Below are 25,110 nucleotides of genomic sequence, written 5' to 3'. Positions count from 1 at the left end.
GACGTGGGTTCCCGGCTGACGCCTCTGGAGGGTCAGGCTTTCTTGCGGGTGGGGGCCTTGCGGGTCGAGGTCTTGCGGGGGGTGGGCGGGCCTTCAGGGGCCGGTTCCCGTGAGATGGGAGTTCCCGCGGCCGGTTCCGCGTGGCGGGCGGCCATCATGGCGGCCCCGATGATCCCGGCCTCGTTCAGCAGAGTGGCGGGCACGACGCGGCTGCGCTCGACCTTCAGGTGTTCCTGCCACTTGTCGGCTTTCTTGCTGATGCCGCCGCCGATGATGAACAGGTCCGGGCTGAACAGCAGTTCCAGGTGTTGCAGGTAGGTACTCGCGCGTTTACTCCACTGTTTCCAGTTCAGGTCGTCCAGTTCGCGGGCGCGGTCGGACGCCCAGCTTTCGGCGTGCTTGTCGCGCAGCCACAGGTGCCCGAGTTCCGTGTTGGGCACCAGCACGCCGTCGTGAATCAGGGCGCTGCCGATGCCGGTGCCGAAGGTCAGGACCATCACGGTGCCCTGCACGCCCTTGCCGGCCCCGAAGCGCGCCTCGGCCAGTCCGGCGGCGTCGGCGTCGTTGATCAGGTGCACCTCGTGGCCGGTCGCCTCGCTGAACAGGGCGTCGGCGTCCAGGCCCACCCAGTCCGGGTGGACGTTCGCGGCGGACAGGGTGTGGCCGCGCTGCACGATGCCGGGGAAGGTCACGCCGACCGGGCCTTCCAGCCCGAAGTGCGCGACGAGTTCCGCCACGACCTTCTTCACGTCGTCCGGCGCGGCTCCCTCGGGGGTGGGGATGCGCCAGCGTTCGCCGGCCAGCTTGCCGGTGCGGGTGTCCACTGGCGCGCCCTTGATGCCGCTGCCGCCGATGTCGATGCCGAGGATCACGCTCATGCGGTTCAGCGTACCGCAACCGGCGCGGGCACCGGGCCTCTCCCCCAGCGGACGCATGCCGCCTGGAACGCCGCCCGGCTGGCACCAGCCTCCTCTGCACGACTCTGTGACCGGCCACCTGACTGGTGATGAGCTGACACAACAGAACGGATCAGATTGGACGGGGTGTAATTTTGAACCCGTGGCAGTATCCTGTGAGGATCATGGATTCAACCTCGCTGCGCGAACGCCAGAAGGAGCGCCGCCGCGCCCGCATCTATACCGTCGCCATTGACCTGTTCAAGCGGGGTGGCTTCCAGACCACGACCGCCACCGATATCGCCAAGGCCAGCAACGTGTCGCGCGGCACCTTCTTCAACTACTACCCGTACAAGGAAGCGGTGCTGCTGGACTACGGCAGCGAGGTCATGAACCGCCTGCGCGACCACGCCGAGACCCGCCTGCACGACGGCGCGGCCCCGCTGACGGTGCTGTACGAGGTCTGGGACCGGCTGGCCGACGAGAACACCCGCGAACGCGACCTGTTCCCCCCGCTGGCGTACGAGGTCATGAACCCCAACCCGGAACGCGCCCGCACGGCATACCAGGCGCTGCCGCTGAGCAAGGTGATCGAGCTGATCCTGCGGCCCATGCACCAGGCGGGCATGATGCGCACCGACCTGAGCCTGCAACGCATCAGCAACCTGATCGCCGACACGTACCTGATGGTCGCGCTGCGCTGGAGCGCCTACGGCACCGAGCGGCCCCTGCAGGAAGAGATGCGACTGGCCCTGAGCCTGCTGCTGGAAGGGGCCGTCAAACGCGACCCGCCCCGCCACTGACCGCCCGCACGGAACACGCGCCGCGCCGACCGGGGCGGAACGTTACACTGCGGCGCATGACCCGTCTTCACCCTTCCCTGCGCGGCGACCCCCCACCCGACCGGGAGCGCGCGTGACACGGATTCCGTCTGTTTCGCTGACAATCCGGAACTTCACCGGATTGCCAGCTCCACGTCCGGAACCCGCTTCTCTCCCACTCGCATCCGCTCGGATTGAATGGTCTTTGCAGCCCATTCAATCGGAGTCCGTATGAGTCAGCCGGAACTGCGGATCGGCACGGCCCGGCACGCCTTCCCGTTCAGCCGGGGCCTGCTGGTCGAGTCGCTCGTGAACGCCGGAGCAGACGCCAGCGTCGCGGCCGCCGCCGCGCGCCGCATCGAGCAGCAACTGCGGCTGGCGCGGCGCACGCTGGTCAGCCCCGCCGAGTTGCAGGCCCTGATGGCCGAGGTCGCCCATGACCTCGCCGGACCCGAAACGGCGCAGGAAACGGCGCGGCAGACCCCGGCGTTCGTGGACATCATCGTCACGGCCCGCAAGGGCAACCTGCCGTTCAGCCGGGGCGTCCTGGCCCGCACTCTGGAAGACGCCGGACTGTCCGGCAAGGACGCCTACGCCACCGCCAGCAGCGTGGACGTCAAACTGCGCCGCCAGGGCGTGCGGACCCTGAGCGCCGAGGCCATCGACCGCCTGACCGAGGACGCCCTGGCCGAACATTACGGCGAGCACCTGCGCCTCACCTACCGCTACCTGCAACACAACCGGGGCAAGCTGGGCGTCATCAGTGGCGGCAGCGAGGTGCCGGGCCCGTTCAGCAAGGGCATCCTGGTGCAGTCCATGCTGGCGGCGGGCGTGCCGCCGGACGTGGCGCGCAAGGTGGCGCGCGTGACGCAGCGGGACCTGCGCGGCAGCGAGGACCGCGTGGTGCGCCGCGCCGCCATCCGCGAGAAGGTCGAGGCGCTGCTGCGTGACGAGGTCGGCCCGGACGTCAGCGCCCGCTACCGCCTGCTGCGGGTCATCCGCAGGCCGCCGCGCCCCGTGATCGTGCTGCTGGGCGGCGTGAGCGGCACCGGCAAGAGCTTCCTGGCGGCCGAGATCGCGTACCGGCTGGGCATCACCCGCGTTGTCAGTACCGATTCCATCCGGGAGGTTATGCGGGCCATGGTCTCCCCCGCCCTGATTCCCACGCTGCACGCCAGCACCTTCAGCGCCTGGGAGGCCCTGCTGCCGCCCGGCGCGCCCCGCCCCGAGCACCCCAGTCGCGAGACGCTGATCGCCGGGTTCCGCGATCAGGTGCAGCAGGTCAGCGTGGGCCTGAGCGCCGTCGTGGAGCGCAGCGTGCAGGAGGGCACCAGTCTGGTGCTGGAAGGCGTGCATCTGGTCCCCGGGTATCTGCAGGCCGGGTCGTTCAGCGGGGCGCTGGTCGTGCCGATGCTGGTCACGCTGCCCGACGCCGAGGAGCACCAGCGGCACTTCGAGAGCCGCAACGACGAGACCGGGGCCAGCCGCCCCCTGCACCGCTACATGCGCTACTTCCATGAGATCCGGGCCATGCAGGACGAACTGGAAACACTGGCCGCCGCGTACGACGTGCCGCTACTGGACGGCCTGACTCTCGACGAGAGCGCCGAGCAGGCCGTGGACGTGGTGCTGCGCCGCGTGATGATCGCCCTGACGCCCGCCGAGCGCCGCAACCTGCTGGGCGAGGACGCCGAGGACACCTACCTGGAAAGCCGCGAGCCGACCTGAACGGCCCACCCCCGCCGGCCTGACGCGCCGATCCGGCCAGAACCGGCGTGTGCCCCGCCCCCATCCGGGCGGACGGGGCGGGGCATACGCAGCGGGCCTGGGTTCAGCGAGTCTGGGTTCAGCGGACGCTGATGCGTACGTCCACGTTGCCGCGCGTGGCGACGCTGTAGGGGCAGACCTCGTGCGCGGCATGCATCAGTGCCATCGCCTGCTCCCCGGTCAGGTTGGGGAAGTGCCCCTCGAGTTCCACGTCGAGCGCGAAGGCCAGTCCGGACTTCTGGAGGCCCACGCGGGCGGTGACGGTGCTGTCGTCAGTCAGTTCGATCTTGGCGCGGCGCGCGGCCACGCCCAGGGCACCCTGGAAGCACGCGGCGTACCCGGCGGCGAACAGCTGCTCGGGGTTCGTGCCGGGGCCGTCGTCGCCGCCGATTCCGGCGGGCACGCTGAGGTTCAGGTCCAGGCGGCCGTCACTGCTCTTGGTGGTGCCGGCGCGGCCTCCGGTGGCGGTTGCTTCTGCGGTGTAAAGGTTGCTCACGCGGGTCAGCATGCACCGCCCGTCTCATGAAGATGGCGAGGCCGACTACAGAGTGCTGCCGGACGGACAGGGGCAGGGCCGCTTTACCAGACGCGCACGCGGGCGTAGGCGCGGTCGGCGTACCCTTCGTGGTCCGGGCGGTGGGGGCGCACGTACGGGAAGCGGGTGATCAGCAGGGGGTCGGTGCGCAGCAGGTCCTGAAGGCGGCGTTCCGTGGCAGCCAGGGTGTTCATGATGGCCGGGTACCCGGCGGTGGCGAGGCTGATCTCGCGCGGGCCGGGCGGCAGGCGGTGCACGCGCAGGTGCTCGTCCGGGACGGGCTCGCCGTTGATCAGGCCGTACCCGAGCGGCCCGGTCGAGTTGGCCAGCGAGGCGTGCGCGATCAGCAGCGGCGCAATGATCGCCTGCGCCGGGTCGGACGCCTGGAGTTGCGTCTGCGTGAACTGCCCGGAACCCTGGGCCAGCAGCGCCTGAATGACCAGCGCGCGGGCCTGCCCGGCGGCGCTCAGGGACGGCAGGGTGCCGGGAAAACCGCCCTGCGTGCCTTCCAGGCCCGGGTCGTCCCAGAGCGCGGCGACCGGCCCGGCCTGCCAGACCTCGCGGCGGGCGTTGCTGATCGCCGCGAACGCGAATCCCACCTGCAGGCGTTCGCCGCCCATCACGGCGTGCCGCAGGGCGCTGGTCAGCGAGGCGCTCAGGTGGTCGGTGGCCTCGCGCAGCGTGGCTTCGGGCGGTAGGTCGCGCAGGCCCGCCATGCCGACGGTCGCGGCAAAGCGGGCAGGGGGCATGCCGCGCGGCTGGGTGCCCCCGGCACTGGTGCCGAAACTGAACCCGGCGATCAGGGCGACGTGGTGGGCGGAGGCCAGCAGCAGGTCCGCGCCGTGTTCCGGTGGCCCCACACGGGAGCGCACACTGGATTCCACGACGCTCAGGGCCATGCGGTCATTTTAGGAGGCGAGATGTGAATTATTCGCCGTGTCGTCTGATGCCCCCAGCGGACGTGTCGCTCGCCGCGTGCAGCCCGGTCCCTGTTGCGGGGCCGGCGTGAAGGGGCCTGTCAGGGCATCAACCGGTCCGTCTGCCAGTCTGCGCCCGCCCGCACGTAGCGGAAACGGTCGTGCAGGCGGCTCTCGCGGCCCTGCCAGAACTCCCATTCCTGCACCTGCACCCGGAATCCTCCCCAGAAGGCGGGGCGGGGAATTTCAGTGCCTTCCGGGTAGCGGGCGTGCAGCGCGGCGAAGGTGGCGTCGAGCGCCGCGCGGTCACGGACGGGCGCGCTCTGCGGGTCGCTGGCATGCGCGGCGAGTTGCGACTCCCGTGGGCGGGCGTGAAAGTACGCGTCGCTCTCGGCGTCCGGCACGCGCGTCACGGGGCCGTAGGCGCGCACCTGCCGCTCGTGCTCGGCCCAGTGGAACAGCAGTTCCGCCTGCGGGTTGGCGCCCAGGTCGCGGCCCTTGTGCGACTCGTAGTTGGTGTAGAAGGTCAGGCCGCGTTCGTCCGCGCCGCGCAGCAACACGGTGCGCACGCCCGGCCGCCCGGCCGCGTCGGCGGTGGCGAGGCTCAGCGCGTAAGGTTCGCGCAGGCCCGAGTCGATGGCCTCCTGCAACCAGCCCCGGAACTGCTCCAGCGGATCGGGGTGCAGCTCGGCGCGGCGCAGTTCGGCGCGGGTGTACGACAGTCTCAGTCCGGTCAGGTCCGTCATACGCTGCCTCCCTTCGCCCGGCCTTCCGGGCCGCGCAGCGGCTGGCACTGCGGGCAGTGGTGCGTGCCGCGCTGGGCCAGCACGGTCTTTTCGATGGTGGTCCCGCAGCGCGGGCAGGTCTCGCCGCCGCGCCCGTACACGGCGTGCGAATGCTGGAACAGCCCGGACAGGCCGTCGTGCTGCCGGTAGTTGCCCACGCCGCTGCCCAGGCTGCTGCCGCCCGCCTCGACGGCGCGGCCCATCACGTCCCGGACCGCCGCGTACAGCCGCCTGGCCTCCTCGCGCGTCAGGTGCGACTGCGCGGGGTGGAGGCCCGCCTGCCACAGGCTCTCGTCGGCGTAGATGTTCCCCACACCACTCACGGGTTTCTGCGACAGCAGCCAGGGTTTCACCGCCCCCGCCTGCGCGGCCAGCGCCGCGAACGGCTCCTCCCGGAAGTCCTCCGAGAGCGGTTCGGGGCCCATGCCCGCCAGGGTCGGCATGCCCGCGTACTCGCCGGGCCGCACGACCGCCATCTTCCCGAAGCGCCGGGCGTCGTCGAAGAACAGGTCGCCGCCATCCGTGCGGATCGTCACGCGCGTGTGCCGCCCGCCCTCCAGCCGGAACCCGCCGGTCATGCCCAGGTGCACGATGAATTCCAGGTCGTGCGGGCCGTCCCCACTCTCGGGCGCGAGGTTCAGCATCAGGTACTTCCCGCGCCGCGACAGGCCCGTCACGCGGCGCCCTGCGGCGAGGTGCGTGTCACGGTACTTGTGCGGCGCGTCGTGCTCGACGTGCAGGATCGTCCGGTCCCGCAACAGCGGCTCGATCTTGCGGCGCGTGGTTTCCACTTCCGGCAGTTCAGGCATACGCCCGAGCATAGGCCGCGCGGCGCGGCGAAACTGCGGTGTTCGTTTCAGGACGGCCCTTCCCGCTCAGGCCTGCTGCTCAGGACCGCGCCGCGCTCACGGGAAGTACACCTGCTCGGCGCGCAGGACGCGGGTGCCGTTCAGGTGCAGCGCCACGACCCGCTCGCTGAACGGCCAGCAGCCCTGCGGCGCAAAGCCCTTCCAGGCAGACACGAACGTCTCCAGCGGCACAGCCTGCATGCCGTCCGGACGGTCCAGGCACGCTAAGGCAAACACGGTGCGGGCGTCGGTCTTCAGGGTCCGCAGCAGGGGGTTCACGTTCCGGACGTACAGCCCACTCGGGTTCGCCTCGAAGTACGCCTGCGCGGACGGGTACTCACCGAGCGCCACGACGCGGCGGGCGTCGGCGTCGGTGTCCGAGAACACATCCACGTAATCCAGGGTCAGGGTGGCGACGCGGCCCTGCACCTGCACGCCACGCAGCACGGCGTACTGCGTGGTCGTGGCGGCCAGGGCGGACGGGGTCAGCAGGGCCGCCAGGAGCGGCAGGGCAGGCAGCAGGCGCATACAGCCAGCGTACCGGCCGGGGGCGCCGCCGCGCTACCCTGCGGGGCGTGAATACGCTGCTCCTGACCGGCTTCGAGCCGTTCCACACGCACCCCGTCAACCCGAGCGCCGAGGCGGCCCAGGCACTGGACGGGCAGGTGCTCGGCGGCCTGCGGGTCGTGTCGGCGCTGCTGCCGGTCGAGCCGCACGCCGCCTGCGCCCGCCTGACCGAACTGCTGGACACCCGGCGCCCGGCCGCCGTCCTCCTGACCGGTCTGGCGAGCGGACGACCACAGGTGACGCTGGAGCGCGTGGCCGTGAACGTGATGGACTTCCGCATTCCCGACAACGCCGGGCAGCAGCACCGGGACGCCCCAGTCCAGGCAGGCGGCCCGGACGCATACCTGAGCACCCTGCCGCTGCGGGCCGTGCTTGCCGCGTGGCACGGGGCGGGCATACCCGGCCACCTGAGTGACACGGCCGGAACGTTCGTGTGCAACGCGGTCATGTACCACGCGCTGCACGCCCTGCGCAGTCTGGGCCGGGCGGACGTGCCGTGCGGGTTCCTGCACCTGCCCGCCAGCGCCGGGGTCGCCCTGGCCGAGGCGAAAGCCGTGCCGTACCTTCCGCAGCCGGAACTGACCCGGGCGGTCGAGGTAGCCGCCTGGACCGTGGCGGCGTCGGTCAGCGGCGAGGCGTAGGGAGTGGGCCGTGGAGCAGCGTTTCCCACGGCCCACTTCCCACTGCCTACGGAAAGGGCGCGCGTCCGGGCTGCCAGCCGCCCCCCTCGCCGCCCGCCCAGTGGCACTCGGTCCCGGCGGGTCGGGTGGCCAGGGCGGCCTTCACGGCGTCCAGGGGTACGCGGCGGGCGAAGCGGGTGCGGGCGTGCCACGCGGCCAGCGCGGCGTCCGGCTGGGCGGGGCGCAGGCCGCGCAGGGCAGCGGCGGCGCGGTTGACCGCCAGATCGAACAGGGCAGGCGGCACGGCGCCGTTCCCGTGCGTGCCGTCCGGGGTAGGATCGGTCAGGAAGGGCCGGTCCGCGGGCATGTCAGGCGAGGCGGGGCTGCTGCGCCAGCCGGCGGATCTGCGCGGCGCGGCTGCCGGTCAGGGTCGCGTTCAGGCGGATCAGGGCGGCAACGGTCATGGGCGGCTCACCGCCCGCCGCGTCGGGATCGGCGGTGGGGACGGTGACATTCAGCGTGTGGGCGGGGAGGGCCTGCGCAGCGCTGACTTCCCAGTCGCTCAGGCGGGACAGGCCCGCGTCATCCGGGGGGACGGGCGTGCCGGTGGCAGCAGCGATGCGCGTCCACAGGTCACGCTTGGCGGCGCTCAGGTGCGCGGCGATGGCCGCCACGCGCGGGTGAGGTTGGCCCTGCACGCTGTCCAGCGCGGCGCGCAGGCCAGTATCGGGGTCGTGGTTGGCGCGGTCCAGCAGGTCCGCGAGGGTGTCGGGCGTGTCGGTCATGGGGTGGTTCCTCGGGGCAGGTGCGTGCCGGTCATTCAGGGCAGGCGGAAAGTGTCGCCGTCACGGGTCAGGCGGCCCAGGTCCAGCAGGCGGGCCGTGACGGCGCGGGCCTGCTCGTCGGTCAGGGGACTGGCGGCGCGCAGGTCATCCAGCGTGAACCGCCCACCCTTGCGGTGCGCGAGACGGTACACCATGCGCTCCTGAATGTCCGTGCGGGGCGTGCCCGACTGCCGGCGCGAGAAGGCCCACCACACCAGCGCACCCACCAGCAACCCCACCGTGAGGGCCAGCGGAATCAGTTGCGCGGCCAGCGCCGGGTCACCCACCTGCTGCCCCAGCGCCTGCAACTGCGCCTGCCCCTGCGCGACCTGCTCGGGCGTGCCGCTTTCACGCAGGCGGCGCAGCGCCCCACGCGCCCGCAGGTACGCCATGACACCCCCCAGATCACCCCGCACGAAAAAGGCGCTGTAGGCGATCAGGGCAGCCGAGAGGGCGGCGATGATCGAGAGGGCGGCTTTGATCACGTTCACCCCGCCATGCTAGTGCAGAGGCCAGCGCCACCGCTGTCGGGCAGGGCACCATACCGGAATGCACCGTTGCGTCAGCTCCAAGCCCAGAGTCCGTATCAGCGGCGGACGTTCCGCACGGCCCGGCGCAGGCGCGTCAGGGCGTCCGGGGGGGGCTGTGGGGCGTAGCGGGCGGCGTGGTAGGCGCTCAGGACGTCCTGAAGGGCGGCATGCAACTGCGGGTACTGCGCGGCGGCGCGGGTCACGTACGCGGTGGGCGTTTCTCCGGGGGCGCGGGGCAGGTGCAGGTGCACGCTCAGGTCGTGCAGGGCACGGCTGGCGGGGTCGCTGGGGCGGGCGCGGCGGCGGGCGAGCAGCAGGGCGGGAAGCAGGGTGAGGGCGATCAGGGTGGGGAGCAGCAGCAGGTACGGGGCGCTGCCCACGCCGCCCAGTCCGGCGCGGGTCAGCAGGTCACTCTGGCGACCACCGTCGTAGTCGACGACCAGGTCGTTCCAGCGGTTCTGGATGGCGTCCAGACGCAGTTGCAGGCGTTTGAGGGTGCCGGGTGCGGTGGGGGCGGCGGCCTGTGGGCGGGTCAGGGCGGTGCTCAGGCCGGCGCTGACCCGGGCGGGCGCGACGACGGCGGTAGGGTCCACGCGAACCCAGCCCTGGCCGGGCAGCCAGACTTCCGTCCAGGCGTGGGCGTCCTGCTGGCGCACGATCAGGTACGAGCCGTTCGCCTCGCCGCCCTGGTAGCCGCCGACCACGCGGGCGCTGAGGCCGGCGGCGCGCATCAGGACCGCGAAGGCGCTGGCGTAGTGTTCGCAGAAGCCCTGGCGGGAGCTGAACAGGAAGTCGTCCACGCGGTCCTGCTCAGGCAGCAGCGGCGGGGACAGGGTGTACGTGAAGCCCCCGGTGCGCAGCAGGTCCAGGCCCGCCTGCACGCGCGCCTCGGGGCTCAGGCTGCGCCAGCTGGTGGCCAGGGCGACCGCGCGGGGGTTCTGTCCGGCCGGGAGTTGCAGGTCGAAGGCCAGTCGTTCCGGGTCCTCCTGCACGCCCAGTCGCGCGGCGCGGCTCTGGAGTTCCACGCGGCGGCGGGTGGTGACGGGTCGGGGGGTGACGGCCTGGAAGGCGTTGGTCAGGAACGCGCCGTCCGGGACGGTCAGCGGCACGTCCAGCGCCAGCAGCCAGGGGTTCCCGCTGGGTTCCAGGGTCAGGGTGTAGTTCAGGGGCGGGCCGGTCACGTCCACGCTGGGCGTCCGGCCGGGCGCGCGGACCTGCCGCCAGGTGCGGCCGTCGTACGCCTCGTAGACCGGGCCGCGCCAGTAACGCTGATCGGGGGTGGGCAGCGCGCCCTGGAAGTCGGCGCGGAAGGCGACGGCGCTGTTCTGCGCGAGGTTCGAGTACTCGCCGGCGCTGATCTCGTTGCTCAGGCCGGTGGTGGCCTGCCCCTGCACGGGCAGTTGCCACAGCGGCCCGGCCGGCCGGGGGAACAGCACGAACAGCACCAGCGCCAGCGGGGCTGCCAGGGCCAGCAGGCGGCCGGCGCCCAGCAGCGAGTCCCGCAGGTGCGCGCGCCTCCCTTCCCCGCCGGGGGCGGCCGGGGTGGAGGCCGGGCCGGAGGCGACCGGGGCGATCCAGGCGGGCGCGGCGGCCAGCAGGAACGCGGCGCTGATCAGGGTGTGTAGCGCCGCGAGCGGCCCCTGACTGTAGAAGTAATGCGTGCTGGTCATGAACAGGCCCAGCAGGATCAGGATGCGTCCGTCGCGGGACGAGCGGCTCTCGGCGGTTTTCAGGGCGATCAGCAGGCCCAGGAAGGCCGTTCCGGCGTCGCGGCCCAGCAGGGTGCCCTGCGTGGTGATCAGCGCGGCGGCCCCGCCCACGGCCAGCAGCGCCAGCAGCCACACAGGCAGCGGGTCGAGTGTCCGGCCGGGGCGCGGCAGCACGCGGGCCAGGGCGTGCGCCAGCAGCAGGATGATCAGCAGCGTGATCCACACGGGGTGCCGCAGTCCGCCGGGCGCCAGCGTGACCGCCAGGGCCAGCAGGGTGGGCGGCGTGGCCTGCGTGACCAGCGTGGCGGCGTGCGAGACCAGCCGCGCCGCGCCGCGTGCCGGGCCGGGCGCGGCGGGCAGGGGGTCCACGGTCGCCAGGGCGTTCAACGCGGCGTGCAGGTGCGCCTCGCCCGCAGCGGCCTTCAAGTGCGTGCCGGGCAGCGTCAGCGCGAACGGCGTGCCCAGTGCCGACAGGTGCTGCGCCCAGGCGCTCAGGCGGGAGGCGCGGGCCTCGGGGTCTCCCGGCGCGTCCTGCCAGTGCAGGTCGGTGGCGTGTCCGCGCGCGGCGTCGGTCTCGCGGGTCAGGAGTTGCCCGGTGCGGGCCACGTGCCGCCACGACACCTGCCGGGGAGAGTCACCCGGCTGGTAGGGACGCAGCCCGGCGAACTCCTCGTCACCGGGGCCGCGCAGGCCGTCGCCGCTCACGCCGGGCGCCGCGCGGACCGGGACCGGCGGGACCGGGCTTTCCGGGGCGGGCCACACCAGCAGTGTCAGCGGGGCGGGCGGGGCGGGCAGTGCCACGCGCCACAGGCCCAGGCGGTCCAGCGCGTGGGCGTGCACCCGGATGCTCAGCGGGCCGCGCACCACGGTCGGGAACGCCACGGTCAGCGCCGCGCCGTCCGCCCGCACGTGCAGCGCCGCGCGTAGCTCGCGGCCCTGGGCGTGCAGGCGGACTTCCAGCGCGCCGCCACTGCCGCCCGCCTGGGCCTGCACGGTCAGCGGGGCGTCCTGCCCGGCGTGAACGGAGCCGGACGGACGGACCGTCAGGGTCAGGCTGCGCGCCGAACGCAACGCCTGCGCCGCCGTGACCACCCACACGCCGCCCAGCAGGAACGTCAGGCCGTACCCGAGGCTCAGGCCGTAGTTCACGCAGCCGATCAGGGTCAGCAGGATCAGGATCAGGAACGCCAGCCCGAACCCCGTGGGTCGCAGGTGCAGCGCGGCGCTCACGCGGTCGGCGCGGGGCGCGGGGGCGGTGGTCGTGGGACGGGTCATCTCAGGGAATGGGCGTGTCGGCCAGCAGCGCCGCGAGGAGCGCGCCCACATTCACGGACGGGTCGCGGGGCGGCAGGCGGTGCGCGGCCAGCGCCGGGAACACGGCCTGCACGTCCTCGGGCAGCACCATGGGCCGCCCGTGCAGGTACGCCCAGGCGCGCGCGGCAGCCAGCAGCGCCAGCAGCGCACGTGGGCTCAGGCCCGCCGCGAGTGCGGGGTGCTCGCGGGTGGCGCGGGCCAGCAGTTGCAGGTAATCCAGCAGCGGCGCGGCGGCGTGCACGCGGTCCACCCCTGCCTGCATGGCCAGCAGGGCCGGGGCGCTCAGGACAGCCCCCAGGTCCCGGACGCTCTGGCTGCGGCCGCCCGTTTCCAGCAGTTGCCGCTCGGCGCGCACGTCCGGGTAGCCCAGCGTGACGGTCATCAGGAAGCGGTCCAGCTGCGCTTCCGGCAGCGGGCTGGTGCCCACAAACGCCGCCGGGTTCTGCGTGGCGATCACGAAGAACGGCTGTGGCAGCGGGCGGGTCACGCCACCTTCCGAGACCTGCCGTTCCTCCATGGCTTCCAGCAGCGCCCCCTGCGTGCGGGGCGTGGCGCGGTTGATCTCGTCGGCCAGCAGCATCTCGCTGAACACCGGCCCCGGCACGAACCGGAACGCGGCCGCCGGGGCGTCCCAGACGCTCACGCCCGTCAGGTCGGCGGGCAGCAGGTCCGCCGTGAACTGCACGCGCCGGAACTCCAGGCCGCAGGTGCGGGCCAGCGCCTGCGCCAGCGTGGTCTTGCCCACGCCCGGCTGGTCCTCGATCAGCAGGTGCCCGCGCGCCAGTAGGCAGGCCAGCGCCAGCCGCACCTGCCCGCCCTTGCCCAGGATAACGCTGTCGAGCTGCGTCAGGGCCGCCTGAAGGGCCGCCACGTGCCCGTCGGAAGTGGAAACGGAACTCAGGGCGGTCGTCATGCCCGGCAGCGTAGCGGCCCAACTCTGACAGAACTGCGACGCCGGCAGAGATTGCCCGCCGTCACCGCCGCCCGGCAACCACCCCCCCCACCCCCCGGCGGTCAGGTCGCGTGGCCCACTGCCCGCTCCGGAGGCTCGTCCGGCCGGGCGGACGGGCGGGCGGCGCCGCGCAGCGCCAGCCATGAACCCAGCCACGCGCCCGCCACGTCGAACAACCAGTCCTGCACGCCCGCCTCACGCGGCGGCACGAATGCCTGATGCGCCTCGTCCAGCGCCCCGAACCACGCTGCGATCACCAGCGCCGCGCCGCGCCGCCCGGTCGCGCGGGCCAGCGTGAACGCCAGCGCAAGGTACGCCGAGAAATGAGCGATCCAGTCCTTCGGGTGCTCCAGCGACGGCCCTGGCGTCTGCGGCGCGCTGCTCAGCGACCAGATGGCCCCCATGATCAGCAGCGCCGGCACCCACCACAGCGGTCTGGGACGTCTCAACCGTGCCCACCAGCCGGGTGCCCACCAGCTGGATGCTCGACCAGCTCGATCAGCGTGCCCGCCCCCCACTTCGGGTGCAGGAACGCCACGCGCGACCCGGCCCGGCCCGGCGTGGGAACCTCATTCAGAAAGCGTGCGCCCTCCGCCCGCAGGCGGGTCATCTCGGCGTCCAGGTCCGCCACGCGGTACGCCGTGTGATGCAGCCCCGCCCCCTTCCTCGCCAGGAAGGCCGCGATGGGACTGTCCTCCCGCGTGGGCATCAGCAGCTCAATCAGGGTCTCGCCCACCTGAAACGCCCGCACCCGCACGCCCTGCGACGCGACCTCCTCATCCGGCCCTTCCGGATGCAGGCCCAGCGCCACGTACGGCGCGGAACCCGCCTCCAGGTCCGGCGTGGCGATCGCCACATGATCCAGCAGCAACACAGTCATGCACGCAGGGTAAAGCAAGGACGCGACCTACAGCCCGGCAGCAGCGTCAGCCTGGAGGTGGACCGAGAGCCACGTGCAAGAATCCACGGCTTCCGCCTGTCTCGTGAACAGAGCGGGTGGAGTGATTGTGCGGCCCTTTCAACCGGAGTCCGTACCGGGCTCACGGAGCAGCTCCTCGACCCGGTCCGCCACCTGCGCCACGGACAGCAGCGCCGTATCCAGCACCAGCGTCGCGGACTGCCGCAGCAACGGCTCGACCCACGCCACATGCTCCGCGATCCGGGCCCGATCGTCTGCCGTCCGGCCATACGGATTCTCCCGGTGCTGTACGCGCGCCAGCAGCACGGGCAGCGGCGCCGTTAACAGCACCACCGCCCGGAGGCGCGGGTACAGCGCCCCCTGATTACTCCGGCAGCCGGCCAGCACCACGGACGCAGACCCCGCCTCGTCCAGCAGCGCATTCAGGCGGTCCAGTCGCCACACCCAGTCCGGGCCGTCCGGGGCCTGCACCCACTCGTTCCAGTCCCCGGCGTCCGTGTCCACCACGCGGATGCCACGGCGAGCCAGTTCCAGCAGCGTGGCGCTCTTGCCCGCACCGGACATGCCCGTCAGGAGCACCGCTGTCATGCCCCTGGCCTTTACTTCGCCTGGGGGCGGGCGCGCAGGTACCAGTGGGCGACGGCGCGCATCACGTCCTTACCCTCGCCGTCCTGCACGGTCACGTTCACGATCAGGCGGGCCTTGCCGTCCGCCGCGAACTCCGCGTGCGCCGCCGCGATCCCCGCCGCGTCCGCCGCCTCGGCCCGCGCGGTCAGGTCGCCCACGGCGCGGTTCACGTAGTGCGTCTCCAGTTTCTCGATCAGGGGCACGGCGCCCGCCAGTTGCGCCGCGAACGCCCCCGCGAACGCCGCGCCACTCACGGCCTCGGCCAGCAGGAACTGCACGCCCGCGTGAATGGTGCCCAGGTGATTGCGGAACGGCGCGGTGTCCGGCGCAACGCCAGTCGCCCAGCCGACGCCCACGTCCGTAATCTGCACGCCGACCGTGGCGTTCATGGGAATGTCATGCAGGGCCTTCTTGACGGCTTGGGCAGCGAAAGCGGGCAGGGTGGCAGCTTGAGTCATGGGTGGAACCTCCAGGGTCGAACACAGAATTTGAACTGAGTTCAAGTATAAGCGGAGAGCCGGCAGCGGATCACCCCGACCCCGCGCCACCCAGCACGAACGCCTGGACCGCATGCAGAAGCGGATTCGCATTACAGGTCAATTGCGCCGCCACCTCCCGCGCCGTTGCCCGCGCCAGAGCGTGCTGTTGCCCAGTGATGTCACCGCCCCGCAACGCCGCGTCCAGTTCGTCGGCATCAATGATTTCCGGCACGCCGGGCATCCAGTCTGCATTCAGGAGGGCTCGCACGTCGAGATACAGGTCATCCAGCCAGGGCATGCCGTCCTCGCCCAGGCCGGTGGCGGCGCACACGTCCGCGTAGGCGAACACGGGCGTCTCTTCAGGATGACCAGCAGCGCCGCGTGCTCCTGCGGGGGCACCAGCGTCAGCCAGCGCGCCCCGACCGCCAGGGTGGGCACCGTGACCCCATAAACGGTCACCGTGTGCGGCTGAGGAACGTGCGTGAAGGTCACGTCCACCAGCCAGCCCTCGGGCAGCGTCACGACGCGCTGCGTGCCCTGCACGCCGGGAAAGAACTGGAGATACCGGCCATCCTTGCGCTTCACGCCCGCAGCGTAGGGCAGCAACGAGCCGCCGCGCTCCGCAGTTGAGGCGGGCGCGGCGATCACGGGTTCATGGTCAGGTGTAGGGGTCTTCCAGGTAGCGTTTCAGGACGTGCAGGGGTGGGTAGGTGCCCGCCTGGAGTTGCGCTTCGACCATCCGGGCGTGCGTCCAGGCGGCGTCGGCCTGGGCGGGCGTGACGAGACCCTGTGTGACGGCGTCGTCGAGTTCGTCGCCATCGATGATGGCGGTCGCGTCGATCACCCAGGGGTCGTGTTCGGCGGGATGACCGATCACGTCGAGGTACAGGTCGTCATGCCAGGGGAATCCGCTCTCGTGCCAACCCTCGCCACCGTGCAGGTCGATGTAGAACTGCACGGGGCGTCCGGTAGGGTCGAGCTGGATGGTGAGGGCACTGCCGGGCGTGCCTTCGCCGGTGGTGGGATGAGCGCGGACCCAGCGGTACCCGCTGTCGAGCACGCGCCGCAGTCCGTCCTGGCCGGGAATGGGCACGTCAAGGGACCGGTTGACCTCGTACGCGACGAAATCCACGATCACGTGACCGGGAACGTGCAGGACGGTCTGGTCGTGCCGGGTGACACGCGCCCAGCCGCTCAGGTCGAAGACTTTCCGTTTCACGCCCCTCCTCTCCTGTTACGCGCCCAGGGTCCGGACGGCCCGTAGCATCAGCTCACCTTCGGTGGCCTGCACGCGGGCTTTGAGGCTGGCGAGGTCGTCGCCGGGCAGGACGGGCACGCGGGCCTGCGCGAGGATGGGACCCTCGTCGATGCCAGCGGTGACGAGGTGGACGGTCGCGCCGCTCTCGGTGTCGCCGCTGGCGAGGACGGCTTCGTGGACGCGGTCGCCGTACATGCCGCGTCCGCCGTGGCGGGGCAGGAGGCTGGGGTGGATGTTCACGAGGCGGCCCGCGAAGTGCGTCAGGACGCGCGGCCCGATCTCGCGCATGTAGCCGCTGAGGATCAGGGTGTCCGCGCCCGCGCCGACCAGAACGTCCAGAATGGCGGCGTCCAGGGCGTCCGGGTCGGGGTGCTTCGCGCTGCTGAGGTGCGCGACGGTCAGGCCCGCCCCCTGCGCCCAGGCGAGGGCCGGGGAGCGGCTGTTGTTGCTGACCAGGGCGACCGGCGTGGCGTTCAGGTCGCCTGCGCGGCAGGCCTCGACGAGGTGCCGCGCGGCGCTGCCGCCGTGCGAGGCGAGAAAGCCGAGTTTCATTCGGCGGTGTTGGGCGCGCCGAGTTCCTGCAACAGGTAGGCGCTCGTCAGGATGCCGTTGTGGTAGTCGCTGACGGCGAAGCTCTCGTTGGGGCTGTGGGGGGCGTCCTCGTTCAGGCCGAGGTCCACGAACAGGACCGGGGCGTGCAGCAGGTCGTTGAATGCGGCGACGATGGGGATGCTCCCGCCGGTGCGGGCGAACACGGCTTCACGGCCGAAGACGCGCTTGAGGGCGCGATTGGCGGCGAGGTTGTAGGGGCTGTTCAGGTCGAACTTGAAGGGACGGCCGCCGTGGTGCGGGTGGACGGTGGCGGTGATGCCTGCGGGGGCGATGGTGGGCACGTAGTCGGTGATGAGCTGCGTGATGCGGTCGGGGTCCTGTCCGGGGACGAGGCGCATGCTGACCTTGGCTCCGGCCCTGGCAGCGATGACGGTCTTGCTGCCTTCGCCCTGGTAGCCGCCCCAGATGCCGTTCACGTCGAGGGTGGGGCGGCCCCACAGGCGTTCCAGGGTGCTGTACCCGGCCTCGCCGGGCAGGGCGGGCACGCCGATACTGGCGGCGAATTCGTCGTCGCTGTGGGGCAGGTCGGCCCACATCTGGCGTTCCTCGGGGGTCAGTTCGTCGATGCCGTCGTAGAAGCCGGGAATGGTCACGCGGCCCTGGTCGTCCTTGAGGCGCGTGATGATCTCCGCGAGGGCATTGATCGGGTTGGGTGCGGCGCCGCCGTAGCTGCCGCTGTGCAGGTCGCGGTTGGCACCCTGCACGTGAATTTCGACGTAGCTGAGGCCGCGCACGCCGTACGTGATGGTGGGAATCTCGGGCGCGAAGCGGCTACCGTCGCTGATGACGATCACGTCGGCTTTCAGTTCATCGGCGTGATCACGCAGGTACGGTTCGAGGTTCGGACTGCCGATCTCCTCCTCGCCTTCCAGCAGGAATTTCACGTTCACGGGCAGTTCGCCCTGCGCGAGCAGCAGTTCCACACCCTTCACATGAGCGTAGGCCTGCCCCTTGTCGTCGGTGCTGCCGCGCGCGTAGATGCGCCCGTCGCGGATGGTGGGCTCGAAGGGCGGCGTGACCCACTCTTCCAGGGGTGCCTCGGGCTGCACGTCGTAGTGCCCGTAGATCAGCACGGTGGGTTTACCGGGGGCGTTCAGGCGCTCGGCGTACACGACGGGGTGCCCGGCGGTCGGGTCGATGCGGGCCGTGAAACCCAGGCCACTCAGTTTGGCGCGCAGAAATTCGGCGGTGGCGGCCATGTCGCCTTTACGGGTCGGGTCGGCGCTGACCGAGGGGAGGCGCAGCAGCGCGAACAGTTCCTCGTTCGCCTGCTCACGGTTCAGGGCGGCACTCAGGTCCGGAGTCTGATGGGTCATACCGGGGATGATACGGGCTGACACGCGCCGGGCGTCCAGGATCGGAGGGCAGTGGGATGTGGGCCGCCCCCGATCCGCTCCCCGCTGCCCACACGCCACTGGCTGCCAGGGGCAACTCACGTCGAGAGATGAGAGTCTGACGGCATGTCCGACGAGCAACTAAAACTGGCCGCCGCGATCTTCGCTGATCTGCCGGATCAGCGACACCACCGTGGGCTGAACCACAGCCTCGTGAACATCGTCGTCATGGCTCTCTGCGCTGTCATGAGTGGCGCCGACACCTTCCCGGAGATTCAGACGTTCGTGCAGTCCAAACGGGAATGGTTCCTACGCTTTCTCGATTTCAGGCGTGTCCCCGATCATGAAACCTTCCGACGGGTCCTCTCGAAGCTGGACCCCACCGCCTTCCAGTCCAGCGCGCTGGACTGGGTCAAGCAGGCGGTTGGCGGCAAGCTTGAAGGGGACATCATCAGCATTGACGGCAAGCGGCTCCGTGGCACCTCGGCCCACGAAGTTCAGGGCATTCACATGGTGAACGTGTGGGCTGCACGGCAGGGCCTCTGTCTGAGTGCTCAGGCCGTCAAGGGCAAGCAGAACGAACTCTCCACCTTGCCCAGTGTGCTCGACACGCTGGCGTATCTGGACGTGGCCGGGTGCATCGTGACGATCGACGCGATGGGCACCCAGCGGACGGTGGCGAGGAAGTTGGTTGCGCTCCAAGCGCAGTACGTTCTGGCTCTGAAGGGCAATCAGGACACGTTGTTTGAGGATGTCCAGGAGATGTTCGACGACGCTTCGCGTCGTCTGTTTGCGGACACGGCACTCCTGGGAGTCAGCACCTGGGATGATCGTCGGCGGGATGAGCGGCGGACCTGCTGGGTGTTGCCTGCAAGCCCGGATCTGGATGATCACGAGTGGCCGGGCTTGCAGAGTGTCGCGCTGATTGAAAGTTCCAGGCTCGTGAAGGGCAAACGGGTGTCGCAGCGGAGGTTGTTCCTGTGCTCGTTTGCACCGGACCCGCTGACCGCGTTACACGCGGTCAGGACGCACTGGCAGGTGGAGAACTCGTTGCATTGGGTGCTGGATGTTGCCTTTGCGGAAGATGCCAACGTGACAGTCGCGGATCACGGTGCCGAGAACCTGGCGGTGCTCAGACGGTGGGCCTTGAATCTGATGCGTCAGGAGGGGTCAGTGGGTGCGATCAACAAAAACCGCAAACGTGCAGGCTGGGATGATCTGTACCGTGACGGCCTTCTGCAGCAACTCCGCCCTGACCCGACGTGAGTTGCCCCTGCACTGGCTGCTGCCTCCCGGTTGCAGAAACAGTGACGCGGGTATACTCAACGGAAGTTATGCCCTCTGACTCCAGACATCGGCCCGTGTACGTCATTTCCGTGGCGGCGGAACTGGTGGATATGCACCCCCAGACGCTGCGGCTGTACGAACGCAAGGGTCTGATCCGCCCCGGTCGCAGCAGCGGCAAGACCCGCCTGTACAGCGAACGGGACATCGAGCACCTGCGCGAGATCCGCCGCCTGACGCAGGAACTCGGCGTGAACCTTGCCGGGGTCGAGGAGGTCATGCGGCTTCAGCATGAACTGGACGACATTCAGGGTGAGTTCGAGGCGGAGATCGAGCGGATCGAGGACGAGTTGCGGGCGCAGGCGCAGCCGCGTGAACTGCCGGGCGCGGACGGCAAGGTGGACGCGCGGGACCGGCCGGTGTACGTGATCAGCATCGCGGCGGAACTGGTGGACATGCACCCCCAGACGCTGCGCCTGTACGAGCGTAAACAGTTGATCCGCCCCGGGCGCAGCAGCGGCAAGACCCGGCTGTACAGCGAGCGGGACATCGAGCACCTGCGCGAGATCCGCCGCCTGACGCAGGAACTCGGCGTGAACCTCGCCGGGGTCGAGGAGATCATGCGGCTGCGCCACCAGCTGGATTCCACGCGCGCCGGGCTGGAAAGCAACGTGCGGCGCATTCAGGACGACATCACGGAACGCATGACCAAATGGCGCACCCTGCCGGAAGGGGACGGCGCGGGCACCGACGACGACAGGTGACGGGGAGTCAGGGAGCGCAGCAGAGCCCCCGTGCAGGTCGCTACGGGGACGCTACACTTCAGGGCGTGAACTGCGGCCTTCCTGAACAGCGTCTTCCCTCTCCGGCCGGAGTCCACCTGCCCTGCTCCGCCTCCTGCCACCTGTGGGGGCCGCGCGCGTGAGGCCGCTGTGGGTGATCGGGGATATTCACGGCGCGTACGACAAGCTTCGTGCCATTCTGCTGCGCGCCGGCCTGATCGACTTCGACGGCAGCTGGACGGCCGGGGACGCGCACGTGGTGTTCCTGGGTGATTACGTGGACCGCGGCCCGAACGGCGTGGGCGTGATCCGGCTGGTCCGCAGCCTGGAAGTGCAGGCGCAGGAGGTGGGCGGGCAGGTGACGGCGCTGCTGGGCAACCACGAGGTGATGTTCCTGGCGGCGCTGGTATTCCGGCACAGCGACCCGCAGGACCGCTACGGGTACCGGGAGTACTGGCTGGAGAACGGCGGTCAGATGCGGGACGCGGACCTGCTGGAACCCAGCGACCTGGCGTGGCTGTCCGAACGGCCCGTCATGGCGGCCTCGCACGACTGGCTGCTGGTGCACGCCGACAGCCTGATGTACCTGAAGCTGGGTAGCAGCGTCGAGGGCGTGAACGCCGCCGTGCTGGAACTGATGACTAACCCCAACCCGGACGACTGGGGCGCGTTCCTGAACGCCTTCACGGACCGGTTCGCGTTCGTTCTGGGCGCCGGGGACGAGAAGGCCCGGCAGATGCTGAGCACCTTCGGCGGGCAGCGCATCGCGCACGGGCACACGCCGGTGTACGTGCTGCTGGACGAGCACCTGCACGGCCCGACCCTGGGAGCCGGCGCGCCCATCCCGTACGCGGGGCGGCTGTGCGTGGCGATGGACAGCGGCATGGCGTACCGCGAGGACGCCGGGTTCATCGCCCGCCTGAACCGCCACGGCATCGCGGAAGTCGTGACCTTCCCCAGCGGCGGCGACTTCTACTGAACGTTCCCCTGAAGACCCTGCGCTGAGGGTTCCGGCGGCCTGCTGGCTGGGCAGGGGCGGGGGTGGGGGCGGCCTTTTGTCCTAGTCTGTGCGGATACATTTCAGGGCAGGCGCGGTCAGCCGCGACTCCAAAGGACTTTTCTGCGTGACACATTCTTCTGATCTTTCCGGTTCGCCCTCCGCTGCGGCGGGTGCGCCGCCTGCGCTGCGGCTGCGCAGCATCACCAAACGGTTTCCTGGCGTGGTTGCCAACGACGCGGTGGACCTGACCGTCCACGCGGGCGAGGTGCTGGCCCTGCTGGGCGAGAACGGCGCGGGGAAAAGTACGCTGATCTCGATCCTGTACGGTCTGTACCAGCCGGACGAGGGCGCGGTGGAGCTGGACGGGCGGGCGGTGCGGATCGGCAGTCCGGCGCAGGCGCTGCGGCTCGGGATCGGGCTGGTGCCGCAGCATCCGCTGCTGGTCTCGCGGCATTCAGTGGCCGAGAATCTGGCGCTGGGCGGCGCGGGTGGGTTGTTCCCGGCGCGGCGCGTGGCGGGCCGGGTGCGGGAACTCTCGGCGCGGTACGGGCTGGAGGTGGACCCGGAGGCGCGCGTGTCGGACCTGTCGCCGGGCGAGAAGCAGCGCGTGGAGATCGTGCGGGCCCTGCTGGGCGGCGCGCGGGTCCTGATTCTGGATGAGCCGACGAGCGTGCTGACCCCGCAGGAGGCCGACGGGCTGTTCCGCGTGATGCGCGAGTTGAAGGCGGATGGGCGCAGCCTGATCTTCATCTCGCACAAGCTGGACGAGGTGCTGGCCGTCGCGGACCGCGTGACGGTGCTGCGGCGCGGGAAGGTTGTGGGTGGCGTACCCACGCAGGGCGCGACCCGTGAGAGCCTCGCGGAGCTGATGATGGGCCGCAGCGTGGACTTCACCCGCAAACGCGCGGGCGGCCCCGGTGCGGAGGCGGGCACCCTGCTGAGCGTAAGCGACCTGAGCGCGCAGGGATCGCGCGGTCTGCCGGCCCTGCGCGGCGTGAGCTTCGAGCTGCGGCGGGGCGAGGTACTCGGCGTGGCCGGGATCGCCGGGAACGGGCAGAGTGAACTGGTCGAGGTCCTAGCGGGCCTGCACGAGGCGACGGGCGCGGTCACGCTGGACGGTCAGCCGCTGACCGGGGACGCCGCCGGGCGCTTCCGGGCGGGCGTGGCGCACATCCCGGAGGACCGCATTCACAGCGGCACGGTGCCCAGCATGACGGTCGCGGAGAACCTCGCGCTGCGGGATTTCGCGCGGCCGCCGCTGGCGCGCGGGCTGGCGCGGGACCTGGGCGCCACCGACGACCGCGCCCGGCGCGAGGTGGAAGCCTACGCGGTCGCCACGCCGGGCATTCACACGCCCACGCGGCTGCTGTCGGGCGGGAACATCCAGAAGCTGATCCTGGCGCGCGAACTGGCCGGGCAGCCGAAACTGATCCTGGCGGTGCACCCCACGTACGGGCTGGATATCGGCGCGACCGATCAGGTGCACCGGGTGCTGCTGGAACGCACGGCGCAGGGCGCGGGCGTGCTGCTGGTCAGCGAGGACCTGGATGAACTGCTGAGCCTGTCGGACCGCGTGGCGGTCATGGTGGGCGGCTCGCTGCTGGGGCCGTTCCCGGTGTCCGGGGTGACGCGTGAGTCGCTGGGCCTGCTGATGGGCGGCGCGCACCCGCACAGCCTTCCCGGCGCGGATCAGGGAGTGGTGGCATGAGGTTCGTGCCCCTGAACGCCCCCTCGGCGGCCCGCTCGGCGCTGGTCACGCTGGCGTCGCTGGTCGCAGCGCTGCTGATCTGCGCGCTGGTCTTCAAGCTGGCCGGGCAGTCCCCGGCCGAGGTGTACGGCACCATGCTGCGCGGCACGCTGGGCGACTCCACCGGCCTGGGCGAGGTGGGGCGGCGCACCATTCCGCTGCTGCTGATCGGGGCGGGGCTGGCCCTGGCGTTCCGCGCGCAGTTCTTCAACATCGGCGCCGAGGGGCAACTGTTGCTGGGCGCGGTGTTCGCGGCCGGGACGGCGCTGTTCGTGCCGCTGCCGGGGCCTCTGCTGCTGCCGGCCGTGTTCGTCGCGGGCTTCGTCGGCGGGGGCCTGTGGGCGCTGATCGCGGCGGCCCTGCGGCGCGTGAACGTGAACGAGATCCTGTCCACGCTGATGCTGAACTACATCGCGGTGGCGCTGGTCACGTACCTGATCGCCGGGCCGTGGAAAGGCAAGGACGTGCGCGGGTACATCTACACCGACACCTTCCCGGACGCCGCAAACCTGCCCACGCTGGGCGGGTCGCAGGTGCACTGGCCCACGCTGCTGCTGGGCGTGGCCGTCGCGCTGGGCCTGCAGTGGGTGCTGTCGCGCTCCACGTTCGGGTATGCGCTGCGCGTGGTGGGCGAGAACCCGGGCGCGGCGCGGTACGCGGGCCTCAGCAGCGGCCGTGTGGCCCTGCTGGTCGCGCTGATCACCGGGGGCGCGGCCGGACTGGCCGGTGCGGGAGAGGTCGCCGGGATTCACCACCGCCTGCTGGAGGCGGGGCAGATCAGCCTCGGGTACGGGTTCACGGCCGTGATCGTCGCGTGGCTGGCGCGCGGGAACCCGGCGCTGTGCCTGATCACTGCGCCCGTCATGGGCATCATCCTGGCGGGCGGCGACATCCTGAAGATCGACCTGAACCTCCCGTTCCGCGTGGTGGACATCTTCAGCGGCGTGATCCTGCTGTGCCTGATCGCCAGCGAGATCTTCGTCCGCCACCGCGTGCAGTGGGGCCGCGCGTGACGAGCCACGTCTCCCTCACTGCGGCCCGCTTCCCGCGCACCGCTCACCCCGAGGTTTCTCATGGATAACGTTGTGATCGAGGCGCTCGTGCGCGCCCTGGCGGTCGGAACGCCGCTGCTGCTCGCCTGCCTGGGCGCCATCCTGAACGAACGCGCCGGGGTCGTGAACCTGGGCGTCGAGGGCCTGATGGCCGTGGGCGCCCTGGCCGCCTTCGCGGTCGCCGCCAGCAGCCCGGACGCGAACCTGTGGCTGGCGGTGGGCGCGTCCATGCTGGCCGGCGCGGCCCTGGCCCTGCTGCACGCCGTGGCGACCATCACGCTGCGCGCCAACCAGTTCGTGAGTGGGCTGGCGCTCGCCCTGATCGGCACGGGCACCGCCGGTCTGCTGGGCAAGCGCTTCGAGGGCCTGCCCCTGTTCAACAAGGTCGCCGACCTGTCCCTGGGAGGCTTCACGATCAGTCCGTTCACGGTCGCGGCCCTGCTGCTGGCCGGCGCGATGGCCTTCTGGCTGGGCGCCACCCGCTCGGGCCTGACGCTGCGCTCGGTGGGTGAGAATCCGGCGGCGGCGGACGTGCTGGGCGTGAACGTCGGCCTGATCCGTGTGCTGGCCGTCATGGGCGGCGGCGCCCTCGCCGGACTGGCCGGGGCGTTCCTGTCCCTGTCGTACCGGTCCTCGTGGGCGGACAACATGACCGGCGGCCTCGGCTGGATCGCCGTGGCGCTCGTCATCTTCGTCGGCTGGCGGCCCCTGCGCGCCATTGCCGGGGCGCTGTTCTTCGGGTTCCTGTACTACCTGCAGTTCCGCCTTCAGGGCAACAGCCCCATTCCCACCGAGGTCTTCAGCGCCATGCCGTTCGTGCTGGTGCTGGTCGTGCTGGCCCTGGCCGGCATGCGCGGGCAGGCCGGGAACGCCCCCGCCGCGCTGGGCCGCGCGTACGTGCGCGGCGAGCGGTGAGTGGGCTGTAGGCAGT

At 71.1% G+C, this 25,110-nt stretch carries 28 protein-coding genes; 9 read left to right on the top strand and 19 right to left on the bottom strand.

Annotated elements, in window-relative coordinates:
* Nucleotides 1–32 precede the first annotated feature (32 nt).
* On the bottom strand, nucleotides 33–878 hold the full coding sequence (gene ppgK / locus M8445_RS11190; protein ID WP_273987837.1) for a polyphosphate--glucose phosphotransferase: 846 nt from the start codon (nucleotides 876–878) through the stop codon (nucleotides 33–35).
* Between the two features lie 203 nt (nucleotides 879–1,081).
* Here ppgK and M8445_RS11185 point away from each other — a divergent pair, with 203 nt between their 5' ends.
* Both M8445_RS11185 and M8445_RS11180 read left to right on the top strand, forming a co-directional pair.
* Entirely contained in the window at nucleotides 1,082–1,699 is a 618-nt protein-coding gene (locus tag M8445_RS11185; RefSeq protein ID WP_273987836.1) for a TetR/AcrR family transcriptional regulator, read from the top strand.
* Nucleotides 1,700–1,948: 249 nt separating this feature from the next.
* Nucleotides 1,949–3,445, top strand: a complete 1,497-nt coding sequence (locus M8445_RS11180; protein ID WP_273987835.1) for a 2-phosphoglycerate kinase — start codon at nucleotides 1,949–1,951, stop codon at nucleotides 3,443–3,445.
* A gap of 118 nt (nucleotides 3,446–3,563) precedes the next feature.
* On the opposite strand, the gene M8445_RS11175 is transcribed toward M8445_RS11180, so the two are convergent.
* From M8445_RS11175 to M8445_RS11155, 5 genes are all read right to left on the bottom strand, one after another.
* A complete protein-coding gene (locus tag M8445_RS11175; protein WP_273987834.1) occupies nucleotides 3,564–3,980 on the bottom strand; it encodes an organic hydroperoxide resistance protein in 417 nt (138 codons plus the stop codon).
* Between the two features lie 83 nt (nucleotides 3,981–4,063).
* Nucleotides 4,064–4,918 (bottom strand): hypothetical protein, encoded by an 855-nt coding sequence (locus M8445_RS11170; protein ID WP_273987833.1) that lies wholly within the window; start codon nucleotides 4,916–4,918, stop codon nucleotides 4,064–4,066.
* Nucleotides 4,919–5,037: 119 nt separating this feature from the next.
* The gene (gene pdxH, locus M8445_RS11165; RefSeq protein ID WP_273987832.1) at nucleotides 5,038–5,682 is read right to left on the bottom strand and encodes a pyridoxamine 5'-phosphate oxidase; all 645 of its coding nucleotides are present in this window, start codon (nucleotides 5,680–5,682) and stop codon (nucleotides 5,038–5,040) included.
* Nucleotides 5,679–6,530: a DNA-formamidopyrimidine glycosylase gene (locus M8445_RS11160; protein ID WP_273987831.1), complete on the bottom strand. Its 852-nt coding sequence runs from the start codon at nucleotides 6,528–6,530 to the stop codon at nucleotides 5,679–5,681. The genes pdxH and M8445_RS11160 overlap by 4 nt, the downstream gene beginning before the upstream one ends.
* A 96-nt stretch (nucleotides 6,531–6,626) precedes the next feature.
* Nucleotides 6,627–7,097 carry a hypothetical protein gene (locus M8445_RS11155; protein ID WP_273987830.1) on the bottom strand — a complete coding sequence of 157 codons (471 nt, stop codon included), beginning with the start codon at nucleotides 7,095–7,097 and terminating at the stop codon, nucleotides 6,627–6,629.
* 47 nt (nucleotides 7,098–7,144) lie between these two features.
* On the opposite strand from M8445_RS11155, the gene M8445_RS11150 reads away from it, so the two are divergent.
* The gene (locus tag M8445_RS11150; protein WP_273987829.1) at nucleotides 7,145–7,777 is read left to right on the top strand and encodes a pyroglutamyl-peptidase I; all 633 of its coding nucleotides are present in this window, start codon (nucleotides 7,145–7,147) and stop codon (nucleotides 7,775–7,777) included.
* A gap of 46 nt (nucleotides 7,778–7,823) precedes the next feature.
* Here M8445_RS11150 and M8445_RS11145 read toward each other — a convergent pair whose 3' ends face one another.
* The 13 genes from M8445_RS11145 to M8445_RS11085 form a co-directional block, all read right to left on the bottom strand.
* On the bottom strand, nucleotides 7,824–8,123 hold the full coding sequence (locus tag M8445_RS11145) for a hypothetical protein (RefSeq protein WP_273987828.1): 300 nt from the start codon (nucleotides 8,121–8,123) through the stop codon (nucleotides 7,824–7,826).
* 1 nt (nucleotide 8,124) lies between these two features.
* Complete coding sequence (locus tag M8445_RS11140; protein WP_273987827.1) at nucleotides 8,125–8,541, bottom strand: hypothetical protein; 417 nt, start codon at nucleotides 8,539–8,541, stop codon at nucleotides 8,125–8,127.
* Nucleotides 8,542–8,576: 35 nt separating this feature from the next.
* Nucleotides 8,577–9,071 carry a hypothetical protein gene (locus tag M8445_RS11135; protein ID WP_273987826.1) on the bottom strand — a complete coding sequence of 165 codons (495 nt, stop codon included), beginning with the start codon at nucleotides 9,069–9,071 and terminating at the stop codon, nucleotides 8,577–8,579.
* 95 nt (nucleotides 9,072–9,166) lie between these two features.
* The gene (locus tag M8445_RS11130; protein WP_273987825.1) at nucleotides 9,167–12,094 is read right to left on the bottom strand and encodes a transglutaminaseTgpA domain-containing protein; all 2,928 of its coding nucleotides are present in this window, start codon (nucleotides 12,092–12,094) and stop codon (nucleotides 9,167–9,169) included.
* Between the two features lies 1 nt (nucleotide 12,095).
* The gene (locus M8445_RS11125) at nucleotides 12,096–13,046 is read right to left on the bottom strand and encodes an AAA family ATPase (protein WP_273987824.1); all 951 of its coding nucleotides are present in this window, start codon (nucleotides 13,044–13,046) and stop codon (nucleotides 12,096–12,098) included.
* Nucleotides 13,047–13,147: 101 nt separating this feature from the next.
* Nucleotides 13,148–13,534, bottom strand: a complete 387-nt coding sequence (locus M8445_RS11120; RefSeq protein ID WP_273987823.1) for a VanZ family protein — start codon at nucleotides 13,532–13,534, stop codon at nucleotides 13,148–13,150.
* Entirely contained in the window at nucleotides 13,531–13,965 is a 435-nt protein-coding gene (gene mce / locus M8445_RS11115; protein ID WP_273987822.1) for a methylmalonyl-CoA epimerase, read from the bottom strand. The genes M8445_RS11120 and mce overlap by 4 nt, the downstream gene beginning before the upstream one ends.
* Nucleotides 13,966–14,103: 138 nt before the next feature.
* Nucleotides 14,104–14,592: an AAA family ATPase gene (locus M8445_RS11110; protein ID WP_273987821.1), complete on the bottom strand. Its 489-nt coding sequence runs from the start codon at nucleotides 14,590–14,592 to the stop codon at nucleotides 14,104–14,106.
* 11 nt (nucleotides 14,593–14,603) lie between these two features.
* Nucleotides 14,604–15,089 carry a PaaI family thioesterase gene (locus M8445_RS11105; protein WP_273987820.1) on the bottom strand — a complete coding sequence of 162 codons (486 nt, stop codon included), beginning with the start codon at nucleotides 15,087–15,089 and terminating at the stop codon, nucleotides 14,604–14,606.
* A gap of 70 nt (nucleotides 15,090–15,159) precedes the next feature.
* On the bottom strand, nucleotides 15,160–15,459 hold the full coding sequence (locus M8445_RS11100; RefSeq protein ID WP_273987819.1) for a DUF402 domain-containing protein: 300 nt from the start codon (nucleotides 15,457–15,459) through the stop codon (nucleotides 15,160–15,162).
* A 309-nt stretch (nucleotides 15,460–15,768) separates the two neighbouring features.
* Nucleotides 15,769–16,329, bottom strand: a complete 561-nt coding sequence (locus tag M8445_RS11095) for a DUF402 domain-containing protein (protein ID WP_273987818.1) — start codon at nucleotides 16,327–16,329, stop codon at nucleotides 15,769–15,771.
* Nucleotides 16,330–16,344: 15 nt separating this feature from the next.
* On the bottom strand, nucleotides 16,345–16,920 hold the full coding sequence (purN, locus tag M8445_RS11090) for a phosphoribosylglycinamide formyltransferase (RefSeq protein WP_273987817.1): 576 nt from the start codon (nucleotides 16,918–16,920) through the stop codon (nucleotides 16,345–16,347).
* Nucleotides 16,917–18,296: a dipeptidase gene (locus M8445_RS11085; protein ID WP_273987816.1), complete on the bottom strand. Its 1,380-nt coding sequence runs from the start codon at nucleotides 18,294–18,296 to the stop codon at nucleotides 16,917–16,919. The genes purN and M8445_RS11085 overlap by 4 nt, the downstream gene beginning before the upstream one ends.
* 144 nt (nucleotides 18,297–18,440) lie before the next feature.
* Here M8445_RS11085 and M8445_RS11080 point away from each other — a divergent pair, with 144 nt between their 5' ends.
* From M8445_RS11080 to M8445_RS11055, 6 genes are all read left to right on the top strand, one after another.
* Nucleotides 18,441–19,580 (top strand): ISAs1 family transposase, encoded by a 1,140-nt coding sequence (locus M8445_RS11080; protein ID WP_273987815.1) that lies wholly within the window; start codon nucleotides 18,441–18,443, stop codon nucleotides 19,578–19,580.
* 68 nt (nucleotides 19,581–19,648) lie between these two features.
* Nucleotides 19,649–20,362 (top strand): heat shock protein transcriptional repressor HspR, fused homodimer type, encoded by a 714-nt coding sequence (gene hspR, locus M8445_RS11075; RefSeq protein WP_273987814.1) that lies wholly within the window; start codon nucleotides 19,649–19,651, stop codon nucleotides 20,360–20,362.
* A gap of 157 nt (nucleotides 20,363–20,519) precedes the next feature.
* Entirely contained in the window at nucleotides 20,520–21,359 is an 840-nt protein-coding gene (locus M8445_RS11070) for a metallophosphoesterase (protein WP_273987813.1), read from the top strand.
* A gap of 241 nt (nucleotides 21,360–21,600) precedes the next feature.
* Complete coding sequence (locus M8445_RS11065) at nucleotides 21,601–23,088, top strand: ABC transporter ATP-binding protein (protein WP_273987812.1); 1,488 nt, start codon at nucleotides 21,601–21,603, stop codon at nucleotides 23,086–23,088.
* Nucleotides 23,085–24,140 (top strand): ABC transporter permease, encoded by a 1,056-nt coding sequence (locus M8445_RS11060; protein ID WP_273987811.1) that lies wholly within the window; start codon nucleotides 23,085–23,087, stop codon nucleotides 24,138–24,140. The genes M8445_RS11065 and M8445_RS11060 overlap by 4 nt, the downstream gene beginning before the upstream one ends.
* Nucleotides 24,141–24,200: 60 nt before the next feature.
* Nucleotides 24,201–25,094 carry an ABC transporter permease gene (locus tag M8445_RS11055; protein WP_273987810.1) on the top strand — a complete coding sequence of 298 codons (894 nt, stop codon included), beginning with the start codon at nucleotides 24,201–24,203 and terminating at the stop codon, nucleotides 25,092–25,094.
* Nucleotides 25,095–25,110: the final 16 nt, after the last annotated feature.

Source organism: Deinococcus aquaticus (assembly GCF_028622095.1).
GTDB lineage: Bacteria > Deinococcota > Deinococci > Deinococcales > Deinococcaceae > Deinococcus > Deinococcus aquaticus.
The sequence above is the reverse complement of the archived record's forward strand: the minus strand, read 5'-3'. Positions and strand labels throughout refer to the sequence as shown.